Annotated in this window: 18 protein-coding genes; 7 read left to right on the top strand and 11 right to left on the bottom strand. The window is 43.7% G+C overall.

Translation table 11 applies throughout. The features are described 5' to 3' along the window. Positions 1-17: 17 nt before the first annotated feature. A complete protein-coding gene (locus I3257_RS01255; RefSeq protein ID WP_238048554.1) occupies positions 18-1,667 on the bottom strand; it encodes an FAD-dependent oxidoreductase in 1,650 nt (549 codons plus the stop codon). Between the two features lie 267 nt (positions 1,668-1,934). On the opposite strand from I3257_RS01255, the gene I3257_RS01250 reads away from it, so the two are divergent. Then, complete coding sequence (locus I3257_RS01250) at positions 1,935-3,224, top strand: tRNA pseudouridine(13) synthase TruD (RefSeq protein WP_238048553.1); 1,290 nt, start codon at positions 1,935-1,937, stop codon at positions 3,222-3,224. A gap of 278 nt (positions 3,225-3,502) precedes the next feature. On the opposite strand, the gene I3257_RS01245 is transcribed toward I3257_RS01250, so the two are convergent. Further along, the gene (locus I3257_RS01245) at positions 3,503-4,960 is read right to left on the bottom strand and encodes a GGDEF domain-containing protein (RefSeq protein WP_109589568.1); all 1,458 of its coding nucleotides are present in this window, start codon (positions 4,958-4,960) and stop codon (positions 3,503-3,505) included. A gap of 359 nt (positions 4,961-5,319) precedes the next feature. Further along, positions 5,320-6,201: a PHP domain-containing protein gene (locus tag I3257_RS01240; RefSeq protein ID WP_109589570.1), complete on the bottom strand. Its 882-nt coding sequence runs from the start codon at positions 6,199-6,201 to the stop codon at positions 5,320-5,322. Positions 6,202-6,423: 222 nt separating this feature from the next. On the opposite strand from I3257_RS01240, the gene ispZ reads away from it, so the two are divergent. From ispZ to mnmD, 4 genes are all read left to right on the top strand, one after another. Then, positions 6,424-6,975, top strand: a complete 552-nt coding sequence (gene ispZ / locus I3257_RS01235) for a septation protein IspZ (protein ID WP_045444273.1) — start codon at positions 6,424-6,426, stop codon at positions 6,973-6,975. Positions 6,976-7,113: 138 nt separating this feature from the next. Further along, the gene (locus tag I3257_RS01230; RefSeq protein ID WP_109589571.1) at positions 7,114-7,443 is read left to right on the top strand and encodes a YciI family protein; all 330 of its coding nucleotides are present in this window, start codon (positions 7,114-7,116) and stop codon (positions 7,441-7,443) included. Positions 7,444-7,505: 62 nt separating this feature from the next. Further along, on the top strand, positions 7,506-7,880 hold the full coding sequence (locus I3257_RS01225) for a hypothetical protein (protein ID WP_238048552.1): 375 nt from the start codon (positions 7,506-7,508) through the stop codon (positions 7,878-7,880). A gap of 44 nt (positions 7,881-7,924) precedes the next feature. Continuing rightward, complete coding sequence (mnmD, locus tag I3257_RS01220; RefSeq protein ID WP_238048551.1) at positions 7,925-10,090, top strand: tRNA (5-methylaminomethyl-2-thiouridine)(34)-methyltransferase MnmD; 2,166 nt, start codon at positions 7,925-7,927, stop codon at positions 10,088-10,090. Positions 10,091-10,107: 17 nt separating this feature from the next. Here mnmD and yiaA read toward each other — a convergent pair whose 3' ends face one another. Then, positions 10,108-10,665, bottom strand: coding sequence for an inner membrane protein YiaA (gene yiaA, locus I3257_RS01215; protein WP_238048550.1), 558 nt, complete (start codon positions 10,663-10,665; stop codon positions 10,108-10,110). 195 nt (positions 10,666-10,860) lie between these two features. On the opposite strand from yiaA, the gene I3257_RS01210 reads away from it, so the two are divergent. Beyond that, a complete protein-coding gene (locus I3257_RS01210) occupies positions 10,861-11,493 on the top strand; it encodes a hypothetical protein (protein ID WP_238048549.1) in 633 nt (210 codons plus the stop codon). A 128-nt stretch (positions 11,494-11,621) separates the two neighbouring features. After that, entirely contained in the window at positions 11,622-12,251 is a 630-nt protein-coding gene (locus tag I3257_RS01205; protein WP_238048548.1) for a hypothetical protein, read from the top strand. Positions 12,252-12,370: 119 nt separating this feature from the next. On the opposite strand, the gene I3257_RS01200 is transcribed toward I3257_RS01205, so the two are convergent. From I3257_RS01200 to ffh, 7 genes are all read right to left on the bottom strand, one after another. Then, positions 12,371-13,045 carry a DUF4112 domain-containing protein gene (locus tag I3257_RS01200; protein ID WP_227676601.1) on the bottom strand — a complete coding sequence of 225 codons (675 nt, stop codon included), beginning with the start codon at positions 13,043-13,045 and terminating at the stop codon, positions 12,371-12,373. Next, positions 13,038-13,955 carry a 4-hydroxybenzoate octaprenyltransferase gene (ubiA, locus tag I3257_RS01195; RefSeq protein ID WP_201554670.1) on the bottom strand — a complete coding sequence of 306 codons (918 nt, stop codon included), beginning with the start codon at positions 13,953-13,955 and terminating at the stop codon, positions 13,038-13,040. The genes I3257_RS01200 and ubiA overlap by 8 nt, the downstream gene beginning before the upstream one ends. Before the next feature lie 95 nt (positions 13,956-14,050). Then, complete coding sequence (locus tag I3257_RS01190) at positions 14,051-14,293, bottom strand: hypothetical protein (protein ID WP_060491739.1); 243 nt, start codon at positions 14,291-14,293, stop codon at positions 14,051-14,053. 77 nt (positions 14,294-14,370) lie between these two features. Beyond that, positions 14,371-15,282 (bottom strand): class I SAM-dependent methyltransferase, encoded by a 912-nt coding sequence (locus I3257_RS01185; protein ID WP_238048547.1) that lies wholly within the window; start codon positions 15,280-15,282, stop codon positions 14,371-14,373. Between the two features lie 46 nt (positions 15,283-15,328). Continuing rightward, positions 15,329-16,171, bottom strand: coding sequence for an undecaprenyl-diphosphate phosphatase (locus tag I3257_RS01180; protein WP_109589588.1), 843 nt, complete (start codon positions 16,169-16,171; stop codon positions 15,329-15,331). A 96-nt stretch (positions 16,172-16,267) separates the two neighbouring features. After that, positions 16,268-16,951, bottom strand: a complete 684-nt coding sequence (tsaB, locus tag I3257_RS01175) for a tRNA (adenosine(37)-N6)-threonylcarbamoyltransferase complex dimerization subunit type 1 TsaB (RefSeq protein WP_060492298.1) — start codon at positions 16,949-16,951, stop codon at positions 16,268-16,270. Between the two features lie 204 nt (positions 16,952-17,155). Continuing rightward, complete coding sequence (ffh, locus tag I3257_RS01170; RefSeq protein WP_238048546.1) at positions 17,156-18,715, bottom strand: signal recognition particle protein; 1,560 nt, start codon at positions 18,713-18,715, stop codon at positions 17,156-17,158. Positions 18,716-18,862: the final 147 nt, after the last annotated feature.

Genomic DNA, 18,862 nt, shown 5'->3' with positions numbered 1-18,862 from the left:
TGTATCCATCTTGAGTACTAGGGCGATAACGCCTGTGCTTGGTCGATAATATTAAATCCTGCCTGAAGCTGTGCACGCGTTGGCGCATGACCACGGCGGAGCAGTTCAGAAAAGGCAACCAATTCTTTATCACGCCCTAAAGTGCTAGCCGCACTAGCACGTGTGTCTTCCCCATCATCAAAGTAGTATTCGATATAATCTAACGTATCTGGTGAACCAAACAAGATATTATTATCGGGTGTCGCCGCATGTCCACTATAGCGTAAGCTCTTGCCATATTGCATCGTCCAAAAAAAAGGGATGCGCGCGGCGAGCGAGCTGACACTATCATCATTTAATATCGCAGCCGCAGTCACTAAGCCATGTTGCAAGGCCACGCGCCAATGTTCGATGCGCATGCGCCCCATTTGCCCAGAAGCTTTTGCAATATCACCCAAGGCATAGACCCCATCACGCAGCTGTAAATGCTCATCCACTTGCACGCCATCTGGCGCGTTTACTTCTTCGAACAGCTCTATACGTGGTGCTACGCCAGTCCCTAAAATAACGATGTCTGCATCAACTTGCTCACCACTCGCCAGCGTGACGCCGCCCACTTGTGAAAAGGTCTGGTTTTCTTCTTCATTCTCAGACGGATTAACAACCCTTTTGACCTCAGTGATTTCATTGACCCTGGCATCAAAGACAAACTGAATGCCATTTTCCTCATGCAGCTTGATCAGCGCATTACTGACGGTTTCGGAGACGATATTTCCCATCACCCGATGCTCTTGTCCGATGACGGTAATAGAAGCCGTCGTGCCTGCTTGTGCCAATGCGGAAGCGACCTCCATACCGATAAAGCCAGTACCGATAATAACCACACGCTGGTCATGACTGGCCGCTTTGATCAATTTGGCATCATCCATACTACGCAGCGTATAAACGCCATCAAGCTCAGCCCCTTTAAAAGGTGGTATCTTTGGCTCAGCGCCTGTTGCAACTACTAAAAAATCAGCAGTTTGTCTGTCACTACAACCATTTTTATCTTTAATGATAATGGTACGTTCATTGGGCGATACTTCGCTGACGGTTTGATTTAAGCGCAAATTAATATCGTGTTTGCTCGCCCAATCTGCACCGCCTAGTAGAAGCTTCTCTTCAGGCATATTGCCCGCTAAAAATGCTTTGGACAATAATGGACGGTTATAAGGGGCTTTATCATCAGCACTAATCAAGGTGATTTTGCCACCATAGCCAGTGTTACGCAGCTGATGCGCTGTCATAAAACCTGCTGCGCCGCCGCCCACGATGAGCGTATGCGTATCGATCAGCTTATCATTTGCAATCTTTTTGTCTATCTTCGCTGAAGTATTCACCGTCAAGCTGTCGCCATTATCGGTCACTTCATATTGAGTCAATCCTGCTATCGCTACTGGCTCTAACAGCGTGCCATCACGGCTATCAAAAGTCGCATGATGCCAAGGACAGACCACGCGATTGCCACAACGTAAGCCTGTGCCTAAATCTGCGCCTGCGTGCGGGCATTTGCCATCGAACGCCTGAAATTCATCGTCGTCGCGGGTAATCAAAATGATACTATCATCATCTTGCTTGTAAGATTTCATGCCGCCACTGGCAATATCAGCCTTATTAATAGTTACTGTATCAATCGTTGCATTGGTCATAAGTCTTCCTTAACAGTTATAATGGTTCCCTGAATCAAACGTGTTGAAAATAACCCTATTGCATCAGCCAGTTTCAACGAAAAATACCATTCTCGATACGTTTGTTTAAATGCTTTTTTAAAACGCTATCCATTGATAGTAACAAGACACTTTCGCACACGCTGTTTTTTTTGTATGTTTCCTGCGTTGCAAAACGTAATCGTTAACTGTTAATCCCTATGCTTACCTATTTTTTTAAATCTTATCCTCAAAATAAAAGATAACTTTATGACTTCTCGTGATGACATGACCGATATTAATGCTAGCCCTCAATCCGCTCTTGAAAACAATCAATTTGATAATGAGCAGTTTGATACGGCAAGTATAGATATTACCGTAGCGACGGATACTGCGCAGTTACCGCAGCCTCTTCAACCACCTGTGCAGCAAGCAACCTATAAAGCCCACGCAACAGACTTTATCGTTAATGAGCTATTGCCGCTCGAATTCACCGGTGAAGGTGAGCATTTATGGCTGCATATCCAAAAATTAGGGATGAATACCGCTTATCTTGCCAAACTGCTGTCAGAGTGGGCAGAGATTCCTCTGCGTGATGTTGGTTATTCAGGTCTTAAAGATCGCCATGCATTGACAACCCAATGGTTCAGCTTACGGATACCAAAAAAACAGCTGCCAGCTGCTGAGTTTGCACCAGTCGATATCGGAGCCAATGAATCGGTCACGATCATCGACCAGCAATGGCACAACAAAAAGCTCAATCGCGGCACGCATCGTGCCAATCAATTCATCATTACCTTGCGTGATATACAATTTGCTGATTTTGATACAGCATTGCCAGCACCTGAGCAATTATTGTCGGCGAAGCAAGATGTCGAACAGCATTTAGCAAGCATCGCTATAGCTGGCGTGCCCAATTATTTCGGCCCTCAGCGTTTTGGACGTAATGGCAATAATATTAGAGAAGCATTATCGCTTTTTGCGCGCCCACCACAACAAAGTCGAGCACAACCCAAAAAGAGCAAACGCAAGCACGCGCCACGTGAGCAGAATACAATGGAGCTGTCTGCCGCACGTAGCTTAATTTTCAATGAGATATTGGCAGTACGAGTGTGTGATGGCAGCTGGAATACTGGGCTGGCAGGCGAAGTGTTTAACTTAGAAGGTTCAGGGTCAATATTTACTAGCGAAGCCATAGACGACACGTTGCGTGCACGCCTTGAGACGGGTGATATCCATCCCACTGCTGCATTATGGGGCAAGGATAATGATAAAGTCAGCGGCATGGCGGCAAGTACTGAGAAAAATGTGATTCAGCAAAATCCGCTACTGGCTCGCTTAGCCAATGGCTTAGAGCAGCGCGATGTAAAAGCACAGCGACGCGCGCTGCGCCTACCTATTGAAGCGCTGTCTTGGGAATGGCAGGATAAAGATAATGAACAGACATTGGTGCTGAGCTTTACGTTAACGACAGGTAGCTTTGCCACCAGTGTCTTGGCAAGCTTAGTAAAACAATTAGGGCTTGTTGAACATTTACAAATGGGCACTGCTAATAGCTAAAATTGTTCCAGATAAGGCGCAAGTCAACGATAATGTTAATACCTTAGTTAGAATTGCAACGTAGTATGGGGCAATTCTAGTATCAGCCCCGATATTAACAGAAGGGGACAGGACTCTTTTTTGCCGCTTCATTGTTAAAAAGAGACGCTTAGAATGACTAAACTTACTATTTTTAACTTCGAATCGCCTGAAAAATAGTCCCTGTCAGTGCCATGGTCGAATGTTAAACACGCCTTAATACACTAAAGCGTAATTAAACCTTCGACTATGGCAGCTAGCTATGTGCCATAGAGCGCTTCAATATTATTATTTTTTGCTGCCAACATCTCGTTGGCACTCACCACTTGATCACGACCACGGCCTTTGGCTTCATACAAAGCCTTATCTGCCATACAAATTAAGCGCTGGCAAATATCGTGAGGTAGCTGCACTGCGGGAATTTTACGATTCACGCGTTTGCTACTATACGAGGGGATTCTCTGCGGTTTAGCAAGCGACTGCGAGGCATCCTTTTTATTCAGAGTTTCGCAGGCTTGTTTTATACAATTACGCTCACCATGGGTTAGTGTATATAGCCCCAAGCTGGCAGTCACACTAAAGGTTGTATCGTCATCGAGAATGATAACGTGTTTGGCGATAACACGCCGTAATTGTTCAGCAATTATCATAGCTGTGTCGTGCTTCGTATCTGGCAATACAATCAAAAACTCCTCACCGCCATAGCGACTCACGATTGTTTCATCAGTTAAAGACTGCAAGAGCGTCTGCGCGACCTCTACCAATACTCGATCCCCGATCTCATGACCGTAACTGTCATTGACCTCTTTAAACCAATCCAAATCCAATAAAATAACGCTGATATCTTGATGGTCTTCTACTGACTTCAGCACCTGCTTCATTTGCATCATCCCGTAACGGCGACTTTTGAGTTGGGTTAGCTCATCTTGATTGGCATGCTGTAGAATTTCTTTTTTACTGTCATCCAATATTAGTAACAAAGTACGAAACATATAGATAATAAAAATAGCTTTTGGTAGCGCCATATAAATATGTGTAGAACGCCAAAAAAAAGCGGAAGATCGGCGCAACTGATCAACACTGTCCCAATTTAGCGTGCCATTTTGAAAAATAGAGGCAGAGATGGCATTTTCGATTGTCGTAATTTCACTATAATTGATATAACTATAATAGGTATCAAGAGGAATGACCGTGAGCGTCATTTGACGCAGATTGGGCAAAGTAACGCCAAGATAAGGAATAAATGTGACTGCTAGAATGACGGCTGCGTGCCCTAAAAATGCTCTCCATACATAGCGCCGACGTATAAGCATCATCCCCAATATCGCACCGCCGACTAAAGAGACGCCCGCGACCAAGCTACTATGTCCTAGAACTAAAATAACCATTGCAATATAGGCACTATAGACCGTAATGAGTATGCCTTGCCACTTATACAAATTGCTATTGGCTTTTTTGACAGGTGAAAAACGACTGGTCATCCATAATAAAAACAAAGCTACCAGTGTCACGCCGAACCATAGTGGATACAGCAGGGCTATATCGACATAGGTGTCATAAATATCGCGGCGCCACCAAACAAATAAACACCATAGCCAGTGTAAAGATACCTCCATCACCATAAATAAAGCCAGTAATGACGTTTTATCAGCCGCTTGCCACTCAAAAATTGCTTGAGATAGCTTGGTGTAGCCTAGATGAGATATCGATACAGCCATAGTAGGGCTACCGCAAATATTGAAAGTAATTAAGTCGACATTAAAACCATTAAATAAAAATCAAAAGCCTGAATCAACAATAATAAATGATATGACTTTTTACCTTATACCATTCCCAAAAACTTAAGTAGATAAGAATGCGAGTGTCGGTACTACCTTTTGTAAACTAAATGGGAGTTAACCCCGAAATTTCATTTTAAAAAAAATCCCACTCATCTAGTGTGGCAATTTCTGTCGCAGTTATCAATTTATTTAGTACCTTCATGCGTCAATATATGACGCATGTTTTTTGGATAACCTGTCAATTGATGTTTGAGCTTAATCAACATTTAAAACTGTACTCAGCAATGAATTTTTGGCTAAGAAAACATCGCAAAAGACTGCCAAACTCCCTGCTGATCAGGGTTCATTGTCGGTACATCACCCAAACGACGCCACGGCATATTGCTACCATGAAAGTCACTGCCGATCGAGGCGACAAGATTGTGCGCAGCGATACTGCGATCGACCATTCTGCGAGTACTAACCGGTTCGCTATTCGACGGCAGCTCACAAGCATCGCCACCAAGACCAGCAAACTCTTCAATCAGTTTACGGACTCGTGTTGCTGAAAGCTGATAACGCGTGGGATGCGCCAACACCGCCTTGCCACCACAAGCATGAATCAGCTCAATGCCGTCAGCCATGCTCAGTGCATCAATCGCCACATAAGCAGGCTTATTATCTGCCAAATACTTATCAAAGGCTTTTTGTACCGTCTTGACTTCACCACGCTCAAACAATACTTGACCAATATGCGCACGCCCGACCGCTTGTGGATTGCCGCCTGCTTTATCAAGTACGGCTTGCCACAGCTCATCATAGTTAATATCTAATAGCTCGCTGAGCTTTTCAGTGATTCGTTGACCACGCGTGGCACGGCTATCCTGTAATTGTTGCAGCGTTGCATGCATTTTTTCGCGATCGGTAAAATCTAACCCCAGCACATGGATGATTTTATTGGTTGATTTATTTTTGCCATAACCACCAATAAGTGTATGCTCACAGCTTATCTCGACCCCATTAATCAGCTGCATATCGCAGGCAATGGCAGCCGCACGCGCCTCATCAATTCCTGCCAGCGTATCGTGATCGGTCAATGCCAATACATTGACGCCGGCCGCATGGGCGCGCTGCACCACTTCCGTTGGTGCATAAGTACCATCAGAGCAAGTGCTGTGACAATGTAAATCGAATTTCATAAGAGAAGCCTTAGCATTAAAAATTAAAAGTGTAGAAAATAAAAAAATGAGCACATTGGCAATAAGCCGTTATATTTGGCAGTTGTCATGATTATGAGTCATAATCATCAGATATTGCTACGCAGGCTCGTGATATAGCACGATTATCGTGTTGATTGCTTTTTTTTGGCGCAGTAGACGTGTAAACTACCCCATACGTTTTTGTCGGACATCCCCTTTGCTATGAAAGCTTTATTAGACTTTATTCCCTTAATTGCCTTTTTTATTGCTGCTCGCTACAGTGGTATCCTAGCGGGGGCAGGTGCGTTGCTCATCGCCACCATCATTGTTTATGCCATTCATTTTATTCGCCAAAAAGGCACGTTTGATAAACAGCAATGGGTTGTCTTACTATTAACCATTTTGTTTTGTGGTGGTACTTTATTGTTGCGTGATGATATCTATCTGCGTTGGAAGTCACCTATTATCAACGGTATCTTTGCACTAACACTTTTAGTCAGTGCTGCGATTAATAAACCACTGATGCAACTGGCGATGAAAGATGTTTTTTTGCTAACGATGAGTGGTTGGAAAAAACTCACTCTCGCTTGGGCACTATTCTTCGCCTTTATGGGCATACTGCATTATATCACAGCGTTTACGATGTCAGATGAGGCATGGATTAACTTTAAAACTTATGGCTGGATTCCGATTATGTTGGTATTCGTCATCGCCCAGTTTGCCGTATTAAAAAAGCACCTCAACCCTGCGCTCACCGATAAAACCGTCAAATAATACTCAATTTATCATTTTATAATAAAGCCAATGCTATTTCTAAATGCCAATAGCGACAATCATTAATCGCAATTAGCTCGGGCGCATTAAGCAAAACACTTTAAATCAATCATAGTTTTTATTAATCGAGGAAGTCTCATGTCCTTATTTGCCATTATTGGTCATGACGTGGCCAATAGCAGCGCACAACGTCAGATTACCCGCGCTGAACATGTCGAACGCTTGCAAGCTTTAGATCATGACAATCGACTGATTATCGCTGGTCCAACACCCATCGAGCATGGCAAAGGTGAGATGTCAGGCAGCTTAATTATTGCTGACTTTGACTCTGCAGAAGCAGCGCAATCATGGGCAAACGATGAGCCTTACTTACGTGATGGCGTGTACAGTCACGTAGATATCAAACCCTTTATCCATACATTGCCAAAAGCGGATGACAGCGCATCAGTTAAAGTAGCAAAATCGTGATTCAGTGCCTATCTTTGTTAAAAAGTCGCTCTTATCAGCGTAGCATCGTTAGTATGATTTTTATGGCTACTGTTTCAGCACAGGCTGCGCCAACAGTGACGACTATCGATGTGGCTGATCCAACACTCACGACACCCGTGCCAGCTCAACCAATATCGACCGCTCAACCAACAAAAAACTCAGTGATGAATATCAGCGATACATTGGCGGCGCAATTACAACCATCTGATAAGGCCTTATCCGATGCCAATCAGCAGCTATTAAGCCGTAATGCACAGTTGCAGCGCGAGTTGAATGACTTGCAAACTCAAGTGAATGTTTTGGTCTACGAGAGCAAAGGTCAGCTTTTTTTATACGGTGCATTCACTGTCTTAATTAGCTTGCTAGTCGGTATTTTTATTTCTTGGCTGGCGTTTGTTCGCCGTGAACGTTGGTAACTAGTACCACGCGCTTTTTATTGATTTATCTTATGTGACTGTCTATGTCTAAATCCATGTTCGAATCAAAAGATACTGATACATCGTCGACACCCTCTAAAAACACTCAGTCACTAAGCTTTCACTCATCAAATATCACCCCTGCCAAGATTGATTGGCAGATGGATGATACGGGTAATAAAGTGCCGGTATCGGGTGAGTTTGGTGATGTTTACTTCTCAAATGCTGATGGTTTAGCGGAATCGCGTCATGTGTTTTTGGCGCACAATCAATTGCCTGAACGACTGACCAATCTTGCACCAAATCAATGCTTTACGATTGCTGAATTGGGCTTTGGTACTGGACTGAATTTTCTCGCTACATGGCAGCTATGGCGACAGCTGCGGGATATACACCCTCAATTAGCAACTGCAAAACTGCATTTTATTACCACTGAAAAGTTCCCGATACCTCGTACCGACCTTACCCAAATACTTGCCTTATGGGGACAGCGCGCGCCTGAATTGACAACACTGATTGAGCTATTATTAGCGGCCTATCCGCCTCTTATTGCGGGCTGTCATCGTTTGAGTTTCTTTGATGATAATTTGACCGTTGATATATGGTTGGGTGACGCAGCTGAGAGCTTAACCAAACTGGCAAATAACTCTTCTAGCTCGCATGCACCTTATGTTGACGCTTGGTTTTTAGATGGTTTTGCGCCCTCTTGCAATAGTACCTTGTGGGCGGATGGTATTTTTGCACAAATACAGCGTTTATCACGACCCAATACAACTGCTGCCACCTATAGCTGTGCCGGTATCGTCAAACGTGCGCTGCAAGATTGTGGCTTTCAGATTAAAAAAGTGAAAGGCTTTGGTCGTAAGAACGAGATGCTAACGGCGATCATGCTGGATACCATAAATTTAACTGACAATAATAATGAAAACAATAGTAAAGACACAAATAGCAAAGACATAATCTCTTACAATAATACTAGCACCGCCGCGCCCGACAACGATAGCCAATCAGCCAAACCCACTGACAACCTGCCCGCCCATAGCATTGTCATTGGCGCTGGCGTTTCGGGGCTATTAACGGCTTGGTCATTGGCCAATCGTGGTATTCCAGTGACTTTGCTAGATAAATCAGCACCTTTGGCGGGCGCATCAGGCAACCCTCGTGCTCTGCTCGCTCCCAAGATGACGCCCATTCATCATGTCGATGAACATTTGCATACCATAGGCTATCTCTATAGCAGCAGGCTATATCGATGCTTAAATGTAGACGCTAAAAAATCAGGATTAGTGCCAATACTTGAACCAACGGGCGCTCTTGATCTGCTTATGAAAGCCAATATTGGCACAGAGCAAATCGCTGATTATCCCGATGAGATGGCCACCACACTATCCCATGAGCAGGCGCAAACTATCAGCGGGTTAAAAACACAAGATTTATCAGAGAATCTATATTTACCTCAGTCTGGCTTGGTCAATCCACAAGCATTAAAAGATACTATCCTAATGCATCCGCTCATCCACTTTCAGCAAGTAGACGTTAAGAGTATTAGCGAAACAGAAGAAAGTATTTGTATCGAAGGCAGTAATCAGGATAAGCAGACGATATCCATTAGCGCTGATAATGTGGTCATTTGCGCAGCTTTTGAGAGTCATCAACTGGACAAGCGTATTTTTGATTGTCGTAAAATTCGTGGTCAGCTTTCTTGGTTTACGCCCACAACCGAGCAGCTCACCATATTACCCAAAATACCGCTTAAATACAGCGGTTACTGTGCGTTATTTACCGCGCAAACAGGCGATGCACAATTGAACGATGTTGTAGAAAAACGCTCTCAGTTTTTATTAGGCGCAAGCTTTATACGTAATGATACCGACATAGATATCCGCACAAAAGAGCATCAGATTAGCCGCGACAAACTAGTGACTGCCATTCCTGAGATGGACTCGATTATTCCAACAGATATTAGTTTGTGGCAAGGACGGGCGGGGATTCGTACGCAAACGCCTGATTATCATCCTATCGTTGGAGCGTTAGCAGACAGTAAACGAACTTGGGTAATGAGTGCCATGGGTGCTAAGGGGTATGCCATCGCACCAATATGTGCTGAAGCGCTAACAGATATGATGTTAGGAACATTTGCCCCCTTATCAACAGCGATGCTTGCGCGCCTGTCGCCAAATCGTACGCGTTTACAAACACCGCTTACTTGAAATTTTTAGTCAAAGGTTTAATCACTGCCTTCCATTCTAGATTTAACTGCACCAAAAAGTGATTTTCCAGTGTCAGAGTCGCGGGACTCTTGATGACCAGTTTTAGTACTACTTTGAGTGTCAGTCGTAATCATTGGTGCAGTTAAAGTGCGAATTTGTACTTCGTCACGGGTATTTTTTTGAATGGTCACTGCAGCAAATAAACTCATGGTAAATGCCATCATATAAAAGCCTTTTTCACTTAAGCTTAAACTTCCCGCATTCATCAAACCAATCGCGATTAGCGCAATGGACAATCCAAGAGCCGCCCAGCTGATTAGATAATACATATTGGTTGTTGGAATACCTTCACTACGATCACGAAGGGTTTTTTGCAAACTGATTGCTGAATAAAGACCTAGCGCCAGCACCGCTATATAATAGCCTTTTTCATTTAATAACATACTCTGTGCATTCCATAAGCCAAGTAAATACGCTAGGACACCCACCAACATCACCGCCCAAGAAGTCCCGACATAAGCAGTAGTTGGTTTATAAGCGGCTAGCTGACTCTTCGTAATCGTGTCATTATTCATCATCTTCCTTAATTAGAAATAGGCAAGCACTTAGTCGTAAAATATATAGTGGTAAGATACATAATAGCGAGATAAACAGTAGCGAGATACAACTTTTATCGACCGCTATTTTGCCTTAACATAACACAAGCATGTTATATTGTAATCTAAAAACTTTTTTTTAATAAATAGCATTTTTTATGACAGAGTCCCGACATGTCTTTTTTTACCTTACTCATTTTGCTTAGCCTAATTGTTATTGTGCCCATATTTTTTGTGATGAAAGAAAAGTCTAAGCACACACAGATTGCTTCTATACAGCGGCATCAAGAATACTTAGCTTCTGCGAATCTTGTCGCTACCCAGTCTAAAGCAGAGATGGCGGTAAACAACGAGGTAAATCATGAGCGAGCTAACGGGCTCAGCATGATTAATTTTTCAGCTCGACATCCTTTTATCAAGCTACTTTATGACGAGCAAGTACCTAAGGCGTTTCGATCTGTGATGGATGATATTGGACAACAATATGAGTCCACCCATCATGAAGAAATCACTGAATCACAGCTATTTACTCTCAATAAACTCATCACCACACGTGTTCCAGAATTGATTGGCGACTACCTTAGCCTCGATCAACATTATGCCAAAACAGTCATTATCGATACCGACAAACAAAATACCAGCTATGACATGGTATTAGATCAATTAAACTCGATTTTAGACTTTTCTCAAAAGCTCAATATCCAAAGCCAAAGTGGCGTTGTAGACAAACTACTTGCCAGCCGTCGATATTTAGATGACGTGTATAAAGAAAGCGGTATGGCAGCCGACAACCTAAAACTGAAATAATAATGCCTGTAGATAGTAAGCAAGAAATTGATAGTAATAGCAAATGACGGTCATATTTGACTTTGAGGGATAAATAATTCTACGTCGTTCACTATATTTAAACAAAAACTCTGCCAATGGGTAGCCGTATGATTATGAAAATCGATGCTCTTACAATTGTAAAATCAAAACCCTTTTTTCAGGCAATTTCTGCTATTTTTTTAAGTCTCTCACTATTGAGTGCTTGCCAAAAAACACCAGAGCCTGAGACAGATAACGAAACAATCTCTGAAGCGGCAGTACAAACCACACCCGTGCCTACCAACATTAATGTTGATACGACCGCTAATAATGGTGATGATATCGCAAATCCTGAAGTAAGCTCAGAACAAGATGTAAGCTTAACTGAGCTAGAGAATGACCTTGGTGCAACAGAATCGGCAGTAAACAATACTGCCCCAGCACCAAATCCAGAACAAGCTATTAAAGGCGCGCAAATTACTGATGTCCGTTATAAAAATGCGGCTGGTGAAGCACTCTCGGTCGTTTTTGAAACCTCAGCAGCAGGCGTACTCAACGCTATCATCAGCCTACCGAACAAACCAAAAATGACACTAAGTGCACCTGAAGGTCAAGGCAATAACCCGACTTATCGATCAAGCGATGGCAGCATCGAGCTGGTCAGTCATGCGGGTGGTGGTACTATCGACCTTGTCCAAAATAACAAAATTACTAGCTTTGATGCAGTCAGTGCCGAAGCAGAAGTCATCACTGAGTAATTGATTAAAAAATACAGCTTAGAACCTTTAAAAAGTTACATAAAAGAAATCTCTTAAGCATTAAAAAGGCGGCAAATATTTATGATATTTGCCGCCTTTTTAATGCTATTAACTTTTCTCTAGCCAAATCCAGTTACTTTGCCAAACAGACTGACCAGCCAACTTATTACTGCCCACAGTCCCCAACCAATCACTACAATAACGATTAATCCCAACAGATCAGGAATGTGCAAATACAACCACGCAATGATAGGATTGTGCCAAAAAGCGCCAAAACGGCTACGCTGTTTGTCTTCTAGCGATTGATGCAAAAACGGCCGATCCATGTGCATCGTTTCAGTAATGCCATATTCATCGTGCAGATGCTCATGTACGATGCCTAAAGTCTTACGACTGGGGCGAATAAAAATATCGAGCAGCGTGCCAATACCCGGTACGATACCAACGACCATATCAATGAGTGCCAGTCTGACCGCAGGCGTCATTTTATGCGCTGGCACGCCTAACTGACGCCCTAATACAAAAGCATAGCTGGTTAAAGCCAGTCCCGCTAAATCTCCTGCCAGCGGAATCGTCGAAAGCGCCGCATCTGCACCCATGCCTTGTTTGGTAAAAGGCACACGTACCAGCGAATCCATCGTATTAGCAAACTTAGCCAATTTACGCTCGGTGGCGATCACTTGTTCGCGTGTTAATCCGTGCTCAGCTAGCTTTGCTTGATAATCGATGACAGGTGCATTGGCATCAGAAGATTTTTTCGCTTTTGACTTTGAGAGCTTTTTGAAGTTATCCATTAAAAGTCGTCCATAGACAAGCGATTGCAATGAGAGCAAAGACGTAACGCCCTACCCATATATTGGCTAAAAACGCCTGAAAACAGGCTCTTGCATTACGAGTAGCACAAGCGCTATTTTGCTTAGCAAACATCATCGCCACTAACGCCAAGCCAAATACTGGCGTCAGGCCTAAGCTTGTCGGTGCAAAGTAATGCCAAATGACCGCGCCCATGATAAGCAAAAACAATGTTTGTAGCAGCGAGATAATAATCACATCATAGCGACCAAATAATATCGCCGTTGATTTGACCCCAATTTTTAAATCATCTTCACGGTCAGCCATAGCATATTGGGTATCATAAGCCACGGTCCAACACATATAAGCGACAAATAACAGCCAACACCATATATCAGGCGCGCCTTGTATCGCCACATACGCCATCGGTATCGCCCAACCAAAAGCCGCTGCTAAAAACACCTGCGGCAAATGGGTAAAACGCTTCATAAATGGATAAATGAATGCCAATAACACTGCGCCAAGCGACCAGTAAAATACGGCTATCGGCAAAAAGAACAGCAAACTGGCACTGAGTAATACCAATACTAAAAAAGCAGCGATTGCTTCTTTAGCAGACAGACGCCCATCAGCTAATGGACGTCCTTTGGTGCGCGTCACATGACCATCGACCTTACGATCGGCAAAATCATTGATCGCGCAACCTGCCGCCCGCATAAAAATTGCGCCAAGCGCAAAAATCACCAACATCTTAAGACTTGGTAGACCTGCACTTGAACCTTGCTGTTGCGCTTGACCCATCGCCGCCAGCATTACGCCCCATAGCGTTGGCCATAATAATAGCTCAATACCTACTGGTTTATCAAAGCGCGTCAGCTGCAGGTAAGCTTGTAGTTTGTCATCGAATGTCATGGTATTTTAATTATCACTGATAGAATATTCTGTATGCCTATTTGTATTTATATAACTGTCTGAAAGCCAATAGATTAAGCTAATAGATTGGCGAGCTACTGAATTTGCTGCCACAATTTGTTGGCCTCGATGAGCGACAGCTCAGGATATTGTTTGCGTAAGGCTTTAATGGCAGGGATTTTGTCTTTTGGTGCGGCTTGTTGACGCAAAAATGCCACATAATCTTCAGGACGACTGAACTCTTTTAAACGGGCTTCTAGCCTTAATATTCGAGTGCGCAAAATGATATTTATTAATAATAATCCTGCACCCATGATCCAAATAATTAGCGTCGACATTCCCTGCTCCTAAATTCCCTAATTCTAAAAATACAAACTTGTTAACTGAGCACAGTCATTATCATAAAAAATGGCTATTAAACAAAATAACCATCAAAGCGTACGGCTTCGTTATGCCAGCTCTCACTTGGTTGTTGATGCGCAAGTAACGGCGCAAATTGCGGACGCTTAACGACCACGCGGCCAGACGTTTGAGCATTTTGACGGACGACTGCTTGCGCACTTTGTAGCAACTGTTCTTCTTGTTCTAGCGTTGGGGGGCTAGCCAATTGGTGTAAGGCTTGCATGTGCTTACCCACTTTAGCGCCTTTACCCGTTTTGCTATCTTGGTAACTGTCTTCCGGAAACATAGGATCCAGATACACCACATCGACTGCTTTCTTATCGATTTCTTTAGTGTCATTTATTGTATCAGCTGCTAGAGTTGCAAAATAGCCAAGCGCATCGGTATTGATAATATGCAGACGGCTTATCAGCTTTTGCCAATTTGCTAGCCCACTCATACGCTGCTGCTCTACTAACAATAACAATGCCATCAAGGGCTGTTGCTCAAGCATGATGACCTGAGCGCCCGTACTAGCTAATATCAAACTGTCATGACCAAAGCCTGCTGTGGCATCGATAACATGACTGTCAGACGTGATTTTGACTGCTTGTAATAATAACTCAGACTTACGCCCCGCACTCACTACACGGCGTTGCAGCTTATCCCATTCTGGTGCAACGCTTAACCCATCGCTCAGCCATGATAGCTTGTTTTTTTCATCCAACAACAAAATAGGTTGGGTAGCTGTCTGGCTTAACTGCTGGCGACGTTTTTGACTAAGCTTATCGGTAAACAGCTCAAGGTGTAAAATAATGGGCAGCTGATGTGCGACTATCAGCGCTTGTATATCTGCAACCTGACTATGCTGCGACTCGCTGACATAGTATAGTTGGCAGTGCATAATGTTACTACTTTCTTTGAACCCTTGGCGTGAAGCGGTCATCTCTACTTTCCTATTCGCGGCTTATAGACTCATCCTACAATCGGCTCTAGCCTGCCATTTGATAACCAAAACCCCAAGCCGCTATTAATACAATGATGCCAGTAATAATGCGTAACCATGCAAAGATTTTAAAATCACGACGACTGACCCATTCTACTAGCAAACGGATACAGAGTAAGGCGACGATAAATGACACCACCGTACCTATACCTAATACCAGCCAATCCTCGCTATTGGTCAATACATCATGATGCTTCAGCAAATCCAATAATGCCGCGCCCACGATGACTGGAATACCCAAAAAGAAAGAAAATTCAGCGGAAGCTTTACGTGAAACGCCGAGCCATAGCGCGCCGATAATTGTCGCGCCTGAGCGTGATGTTCCCGGTATCAATGCCAGACATTGCAGCAGACCAATCATCAACGCGGTTTTTAGACTGACGTCTTCTGCTTCTTGCGCAATAATCGTTTTAGGGCGATTTTCTACATAGAATATCAATAAACCACCGATAATCAGCATAATTGCCACGACGATAGGATTAAATAAATATGATTTAATCTCATCAGCGAAGGTAAAACCAACGATCATCACCGGAATAGTCGCCACAATCAAGCTAAGTCCTAGCTGGCGTGGATTACTCATGCCTTCAGCTTTGCCTGTCAGCAGACCCATAAGCGCTTGCCATAGTCTGTCCCAGTAATCATAAATGACCGCTAAGATAGCGCCAAGCTGCACCACTACCACAAATAAATCGACTTTTTCTTTGGTCCAAAAGCCCATCAAATCCGCTGATAAAATCAAGTAGCCAGTGCTAGAGATGGGTAAAAATTCAGTGATACCTTCAACGATACCCATGATAACAGCTTGAATTAATAAAATGATATCCACGATGGCTTTCCTAAATATGGATCTATTGGCTAATAGTGTTTTAGAGTATTTTTATATTTTATATAGCGCTGATAATGGCTGGCATTAATATGATGGTTACGCCTTACCTTGCTCTTTTAGCGTTTTCCACGCTTGATTGCGCAGATACTTTGGCAACGCTTGCGAGGCTTCTGTGCCGCCTGTTGCCCTAAATTGAGCAATACCAAGCTGCCCTATCACAGTAGCATCAGGGTGAATATCTGCCTGAATGATCTGACCATCATGTAATGTTAATAACGGCGCACCATTGCCAGCAATGGGAATATTAAGCACCGTCTGGCTGTCATAATCGAGCAACTGCTCGGTATCTTCGCCATTTTCTTGCTTAACCGCCTGCATAAGGTTGTCTATTAGCACATATTGCCCAAAATAAACTTGCTGCATACGCGCATCAAGGGCGCTATACACTTCGGTCACGCCATATTTCTGATACGCTGCTTGCGCAATCGCTTGTAGGCTTGAGACTCCTACACAAGGAATATCATGGGCGACAGACAATGCTTGTACTACTGCCGTATTAATCCGTATGCCACTAAAGGCACCAGGACCACGGTTAAATATCAAGGCTTGTAAATCAGCAAGGTTGAGCTTAGCCTCGGACAAAGCGGCGTCAATCATCGGTAGAATTTGCTGGGTTTGCTGGCGTTTACCCGTCTCCGTATGACTCGATAGCACTTGACCACTGGCATCTAAAATCGCGATCGAACACTGATCAAACACGGTATCCATTGCTAAAAACATCATAACCTCGGCCTATTCACTTAGCATTATAAAACAGCGCCTATCATAGCATTTAGGATAGGCAAATTTTATTAATTTCTAAATTTTCATACTTAATCCATCAATATTTATGGGAACATGACAGACATAAAAAAACCCAAAGCGACTTGCACCTTGGGGTTTTCATTAAGAATTCAATACTATAGCAATCTAAGCATCTATCAATTAAAAACGGGTTTTAAACTTTTTTGGCGCTTGATTCTGCATTTCCTGCATTTGTTTTTGCATCTCTTCGGTGCTTGGCATGTTGTTTGGATCCAGACCCATCTGCTTAGCCATTTGTTGTGGATTCACATCCTTGACGCCGCCTTGCTGACCGCCGCCACCAAATAAAGGACCGCCACCGCCGCCACCGCCGCCACCTGCACCGCCGCCACCCATCAACCCTTGCATCGACTTCATCATTTTACTGATACCTTCAGGCTTAGAGATCATTTTCATCATTTTTGCCATTTGTTTGTGTTGTTTAAGCAAACGATTGACGTCTTGAATCTCACGTCCAGAACCTGCGGCAATACGGCGCTTACGGCTTGGGTTAATTTTATCGGGATTTTTGCGCTCAAATGGCGTCATCGAATTAATCAACGCTTCCATCTCACGTACTTTTTCTTCTGGCTTAGCATCTTCGACCGCTTTTTGCATATCCGAGCCGCCCATACCTGGCATCTTATCTAAGAAGCCTGCCATGCCGCCCATGCTTTTCATTTGTTGGAACTGGGTCAATAGATCCTCAAGGTCGAAATCGCCGCCCTTTTGCATCTTTTTCGCCATTTTTTCGGCTTTATCACGGTCGATTTTTTGTTCAACTTCTTCGACCAAACTCAGTACGTCACCCATACCAAGAATACGCTGAGCGATACGTTCAGGATGGAACAGCTCTAACGCGTCTAATTTTTCACCGCGACCTAAAAACTTAATCGGCTTGCCAGTAATCGCACGTACAGAAAGTGCCGCACCGCCGCGAGCATCACCGTCAGTCTTGGTTAAAATCACACCTGTTAATGGCAGCGCATCATTAAAGGCTTTGGCAGTGTTGGCCGCATCTTGACCAGTCATCGCATCGACGACGAATAGCGTTTCAGACGGATTGACCGCTGCAGTTAACGCCTTAATCTCAGCCATCATAGTCTCATCGATAGCCAGACGACCAGCGGTATCAATAATCAAAATATCTTGGTACTGAATCTTTGCTTCTTCGATAGCACGTAAGGCAATATCAATCGGGTTTTCGTCGCTACTTGAATTAACAAACTTGGCATTCACTTGACCTGCCACTTGCTCAAGCTGAGCAATCGCCGCTGGACGATAGACGTCAGCGGATACTAGCATGACTTTTTTCTTATGGCGCTCTTGTAAAAACTTCGCCAATTTACCAGCCGTGGTGGTTTTACCTGCACCTTGCAAACCAGCCAGTAAATAAACAACTGGTGGCTTACCCGTCATCTCAAGCTGCTGATTGGCACTGCCCATCATTTCGGTCAGTTCGTCATGGACGATTTTGACAAAGGCTTGCCCTGGCGCTAACTCTTTGAGTACTTCTGCACCAAGCGCTTGCTCTTTGACGCGCTTCACAAAGTCACGGGTGACGGGTAGCGCGACGTCGGCTTCTAGTAGCGCCATACGCACTTCACGCAGGGTATCTTTGATGTTGTCTTCGGTCAACTGCCCAGTTCCTGCGATATTACGCAGGCTCGACGATAAGCGTTCTGTTAAGGTATCAAACATAAATAACTCTCAGTTAAAATAATTCTTGGTGAAAACAATATTTACTTAAAATAATGCTTACTTAAAACAATACTTAGCTAAAACTGGCTTCAGCTTAAATGGCGGATAAATATTATTAGGGAATACTGTAAAGTATTTAATCGTATC

This window comes from Psychrobacter sp. Ps7, assembly GCF_022129225.1.
GTDB lineage: Bacteria > Pseudomonadota > Gammaproteobacteria > Pseudomonadales > Moraxellaceae > Psychrobacter > Psychrobacter immobilis_A.
Note: the sequence above shows the minus strand (reverse complement) of the source record. Positions and strands in the feature narration are given on the sequence as shown.

Excerpts from the sequence above, each read along its gene's own strand:
- I3257_RS01210 (WP_238048549.1), top strand. The coding sequence starts at position 10,861 with ATGTCTTTTTTTACCTTACTCATTTTGCTTAGCCTAATTGTTATTGTG.
- I3257_RS01245 (WP_109589568.1), bottom strand. The coding sequence starts at position 4,960 with ATGGCTGTATCGATATCTCATCTAGGCTACACCAAGCTATCTCAAGCA.
- ubiA (WP_201554670.1), bottom strand. The coding sequence starts at position 13,955 with ATGACATTCGATGACAAACTACAAGCTTACCTGCAGCTGACGCGCTTT.
- I3257_RS01205 (WP_238048548.1), top strand. The coding sequence starts at position 11,622 with ATGATTATGAAAATCGATGCTCTTACAATTGTAAAATCAAAACCCTTT.
- I3257_RS01240 (WP_109589570.1), bottom strand. The coding sequence starts at position 6,201 with ATGAAATTCGATTTACATTGTCACAGCACTTGCTCTGATGGTACTTAT.
- I3257_RS01190 (WP_060491739.1), bottom strand. The coding sequence starts at position 14,293 with ATGTCGACGCTAATTATTTGGATCATGGGTGCAGGATTATTATTAATA.
- ispZ (WP_045444273.1), top strand. The coding sequence starts at position 6,424 with ATGAAAGCTTTATTAGACTTTATTCCCTTAATTGCCTTTTTTATTGCT.
- I3257_RS01250 (WP_238048553.1), top strand. The coding sequence starts at position 1,935 with ATGACTTCTCGTGATGACATGACCGATATTAATGCTAGCCCTCAATCC.
- ffh (WP_238048546.1), bottom strand. The coding sequence starts at position 18,715 with ATGTTTGATACCTTAACAGAACGCTTATCGTCGAGCCTGCGTAATATC.
- I3257_RS01200 (WP_227676601.1), bottom strand. The coding sequence starts at position 13,045 with ATGGATAACTTCAAAAAGCTCTCAAAGTCAAAAGCGAAAAAATCTTCT.
- yiaA (WP_238048550.1), bottom strand. The coding sequence starts at position 10,665 with ATGAATAATGACACGATTACGAAGAGTCAGCTAGCCGCTTATAAACCA.
- I3257_RS01185 (WP_238048547.1), bottom strand. The coding sequence starts at position 15,282 with ATGACCGCTTCACGCCAAGGGTTCAAAGAAAGTAGTAACATTATGCAC.
- I3257_RS01225 (WP_238048552.1), top strand. The coding sequence starts at position 7,506 with ATGGCTACTGTTTCAGCACAGGCTGCGCCAACAGTGACGACTATCGAT.
- tsaB (WP_060492298.1), bottom strand. The coding sequence starts at position 16,951 with ATGTTTTTAGCAATGGATACCGTGTTTGATCAGTGTTCGATCGCGATT.
- I3257_RS01255 (WP_238048554.1), bottom strand. The coding sequence starts at position 1,667 with ATGACCAATGCAACGATTGATACAGTAACTATTAATAAGGCTGATATT.
- mnmD (WP_238048551.1), top strand. The coding sequence starts at position 7,925 with ATGTCTAAATCCATGTTCGAATCAAAAGATACTGATACATCGTCGACA.
- I3257_RS01230 (WP_109589571.1), top strand. The coding sequence starts at position 7,114 with ATGTCCTTATTTGCCATTATTGGTCATGACGTGGCCAATAGCAGCGCA.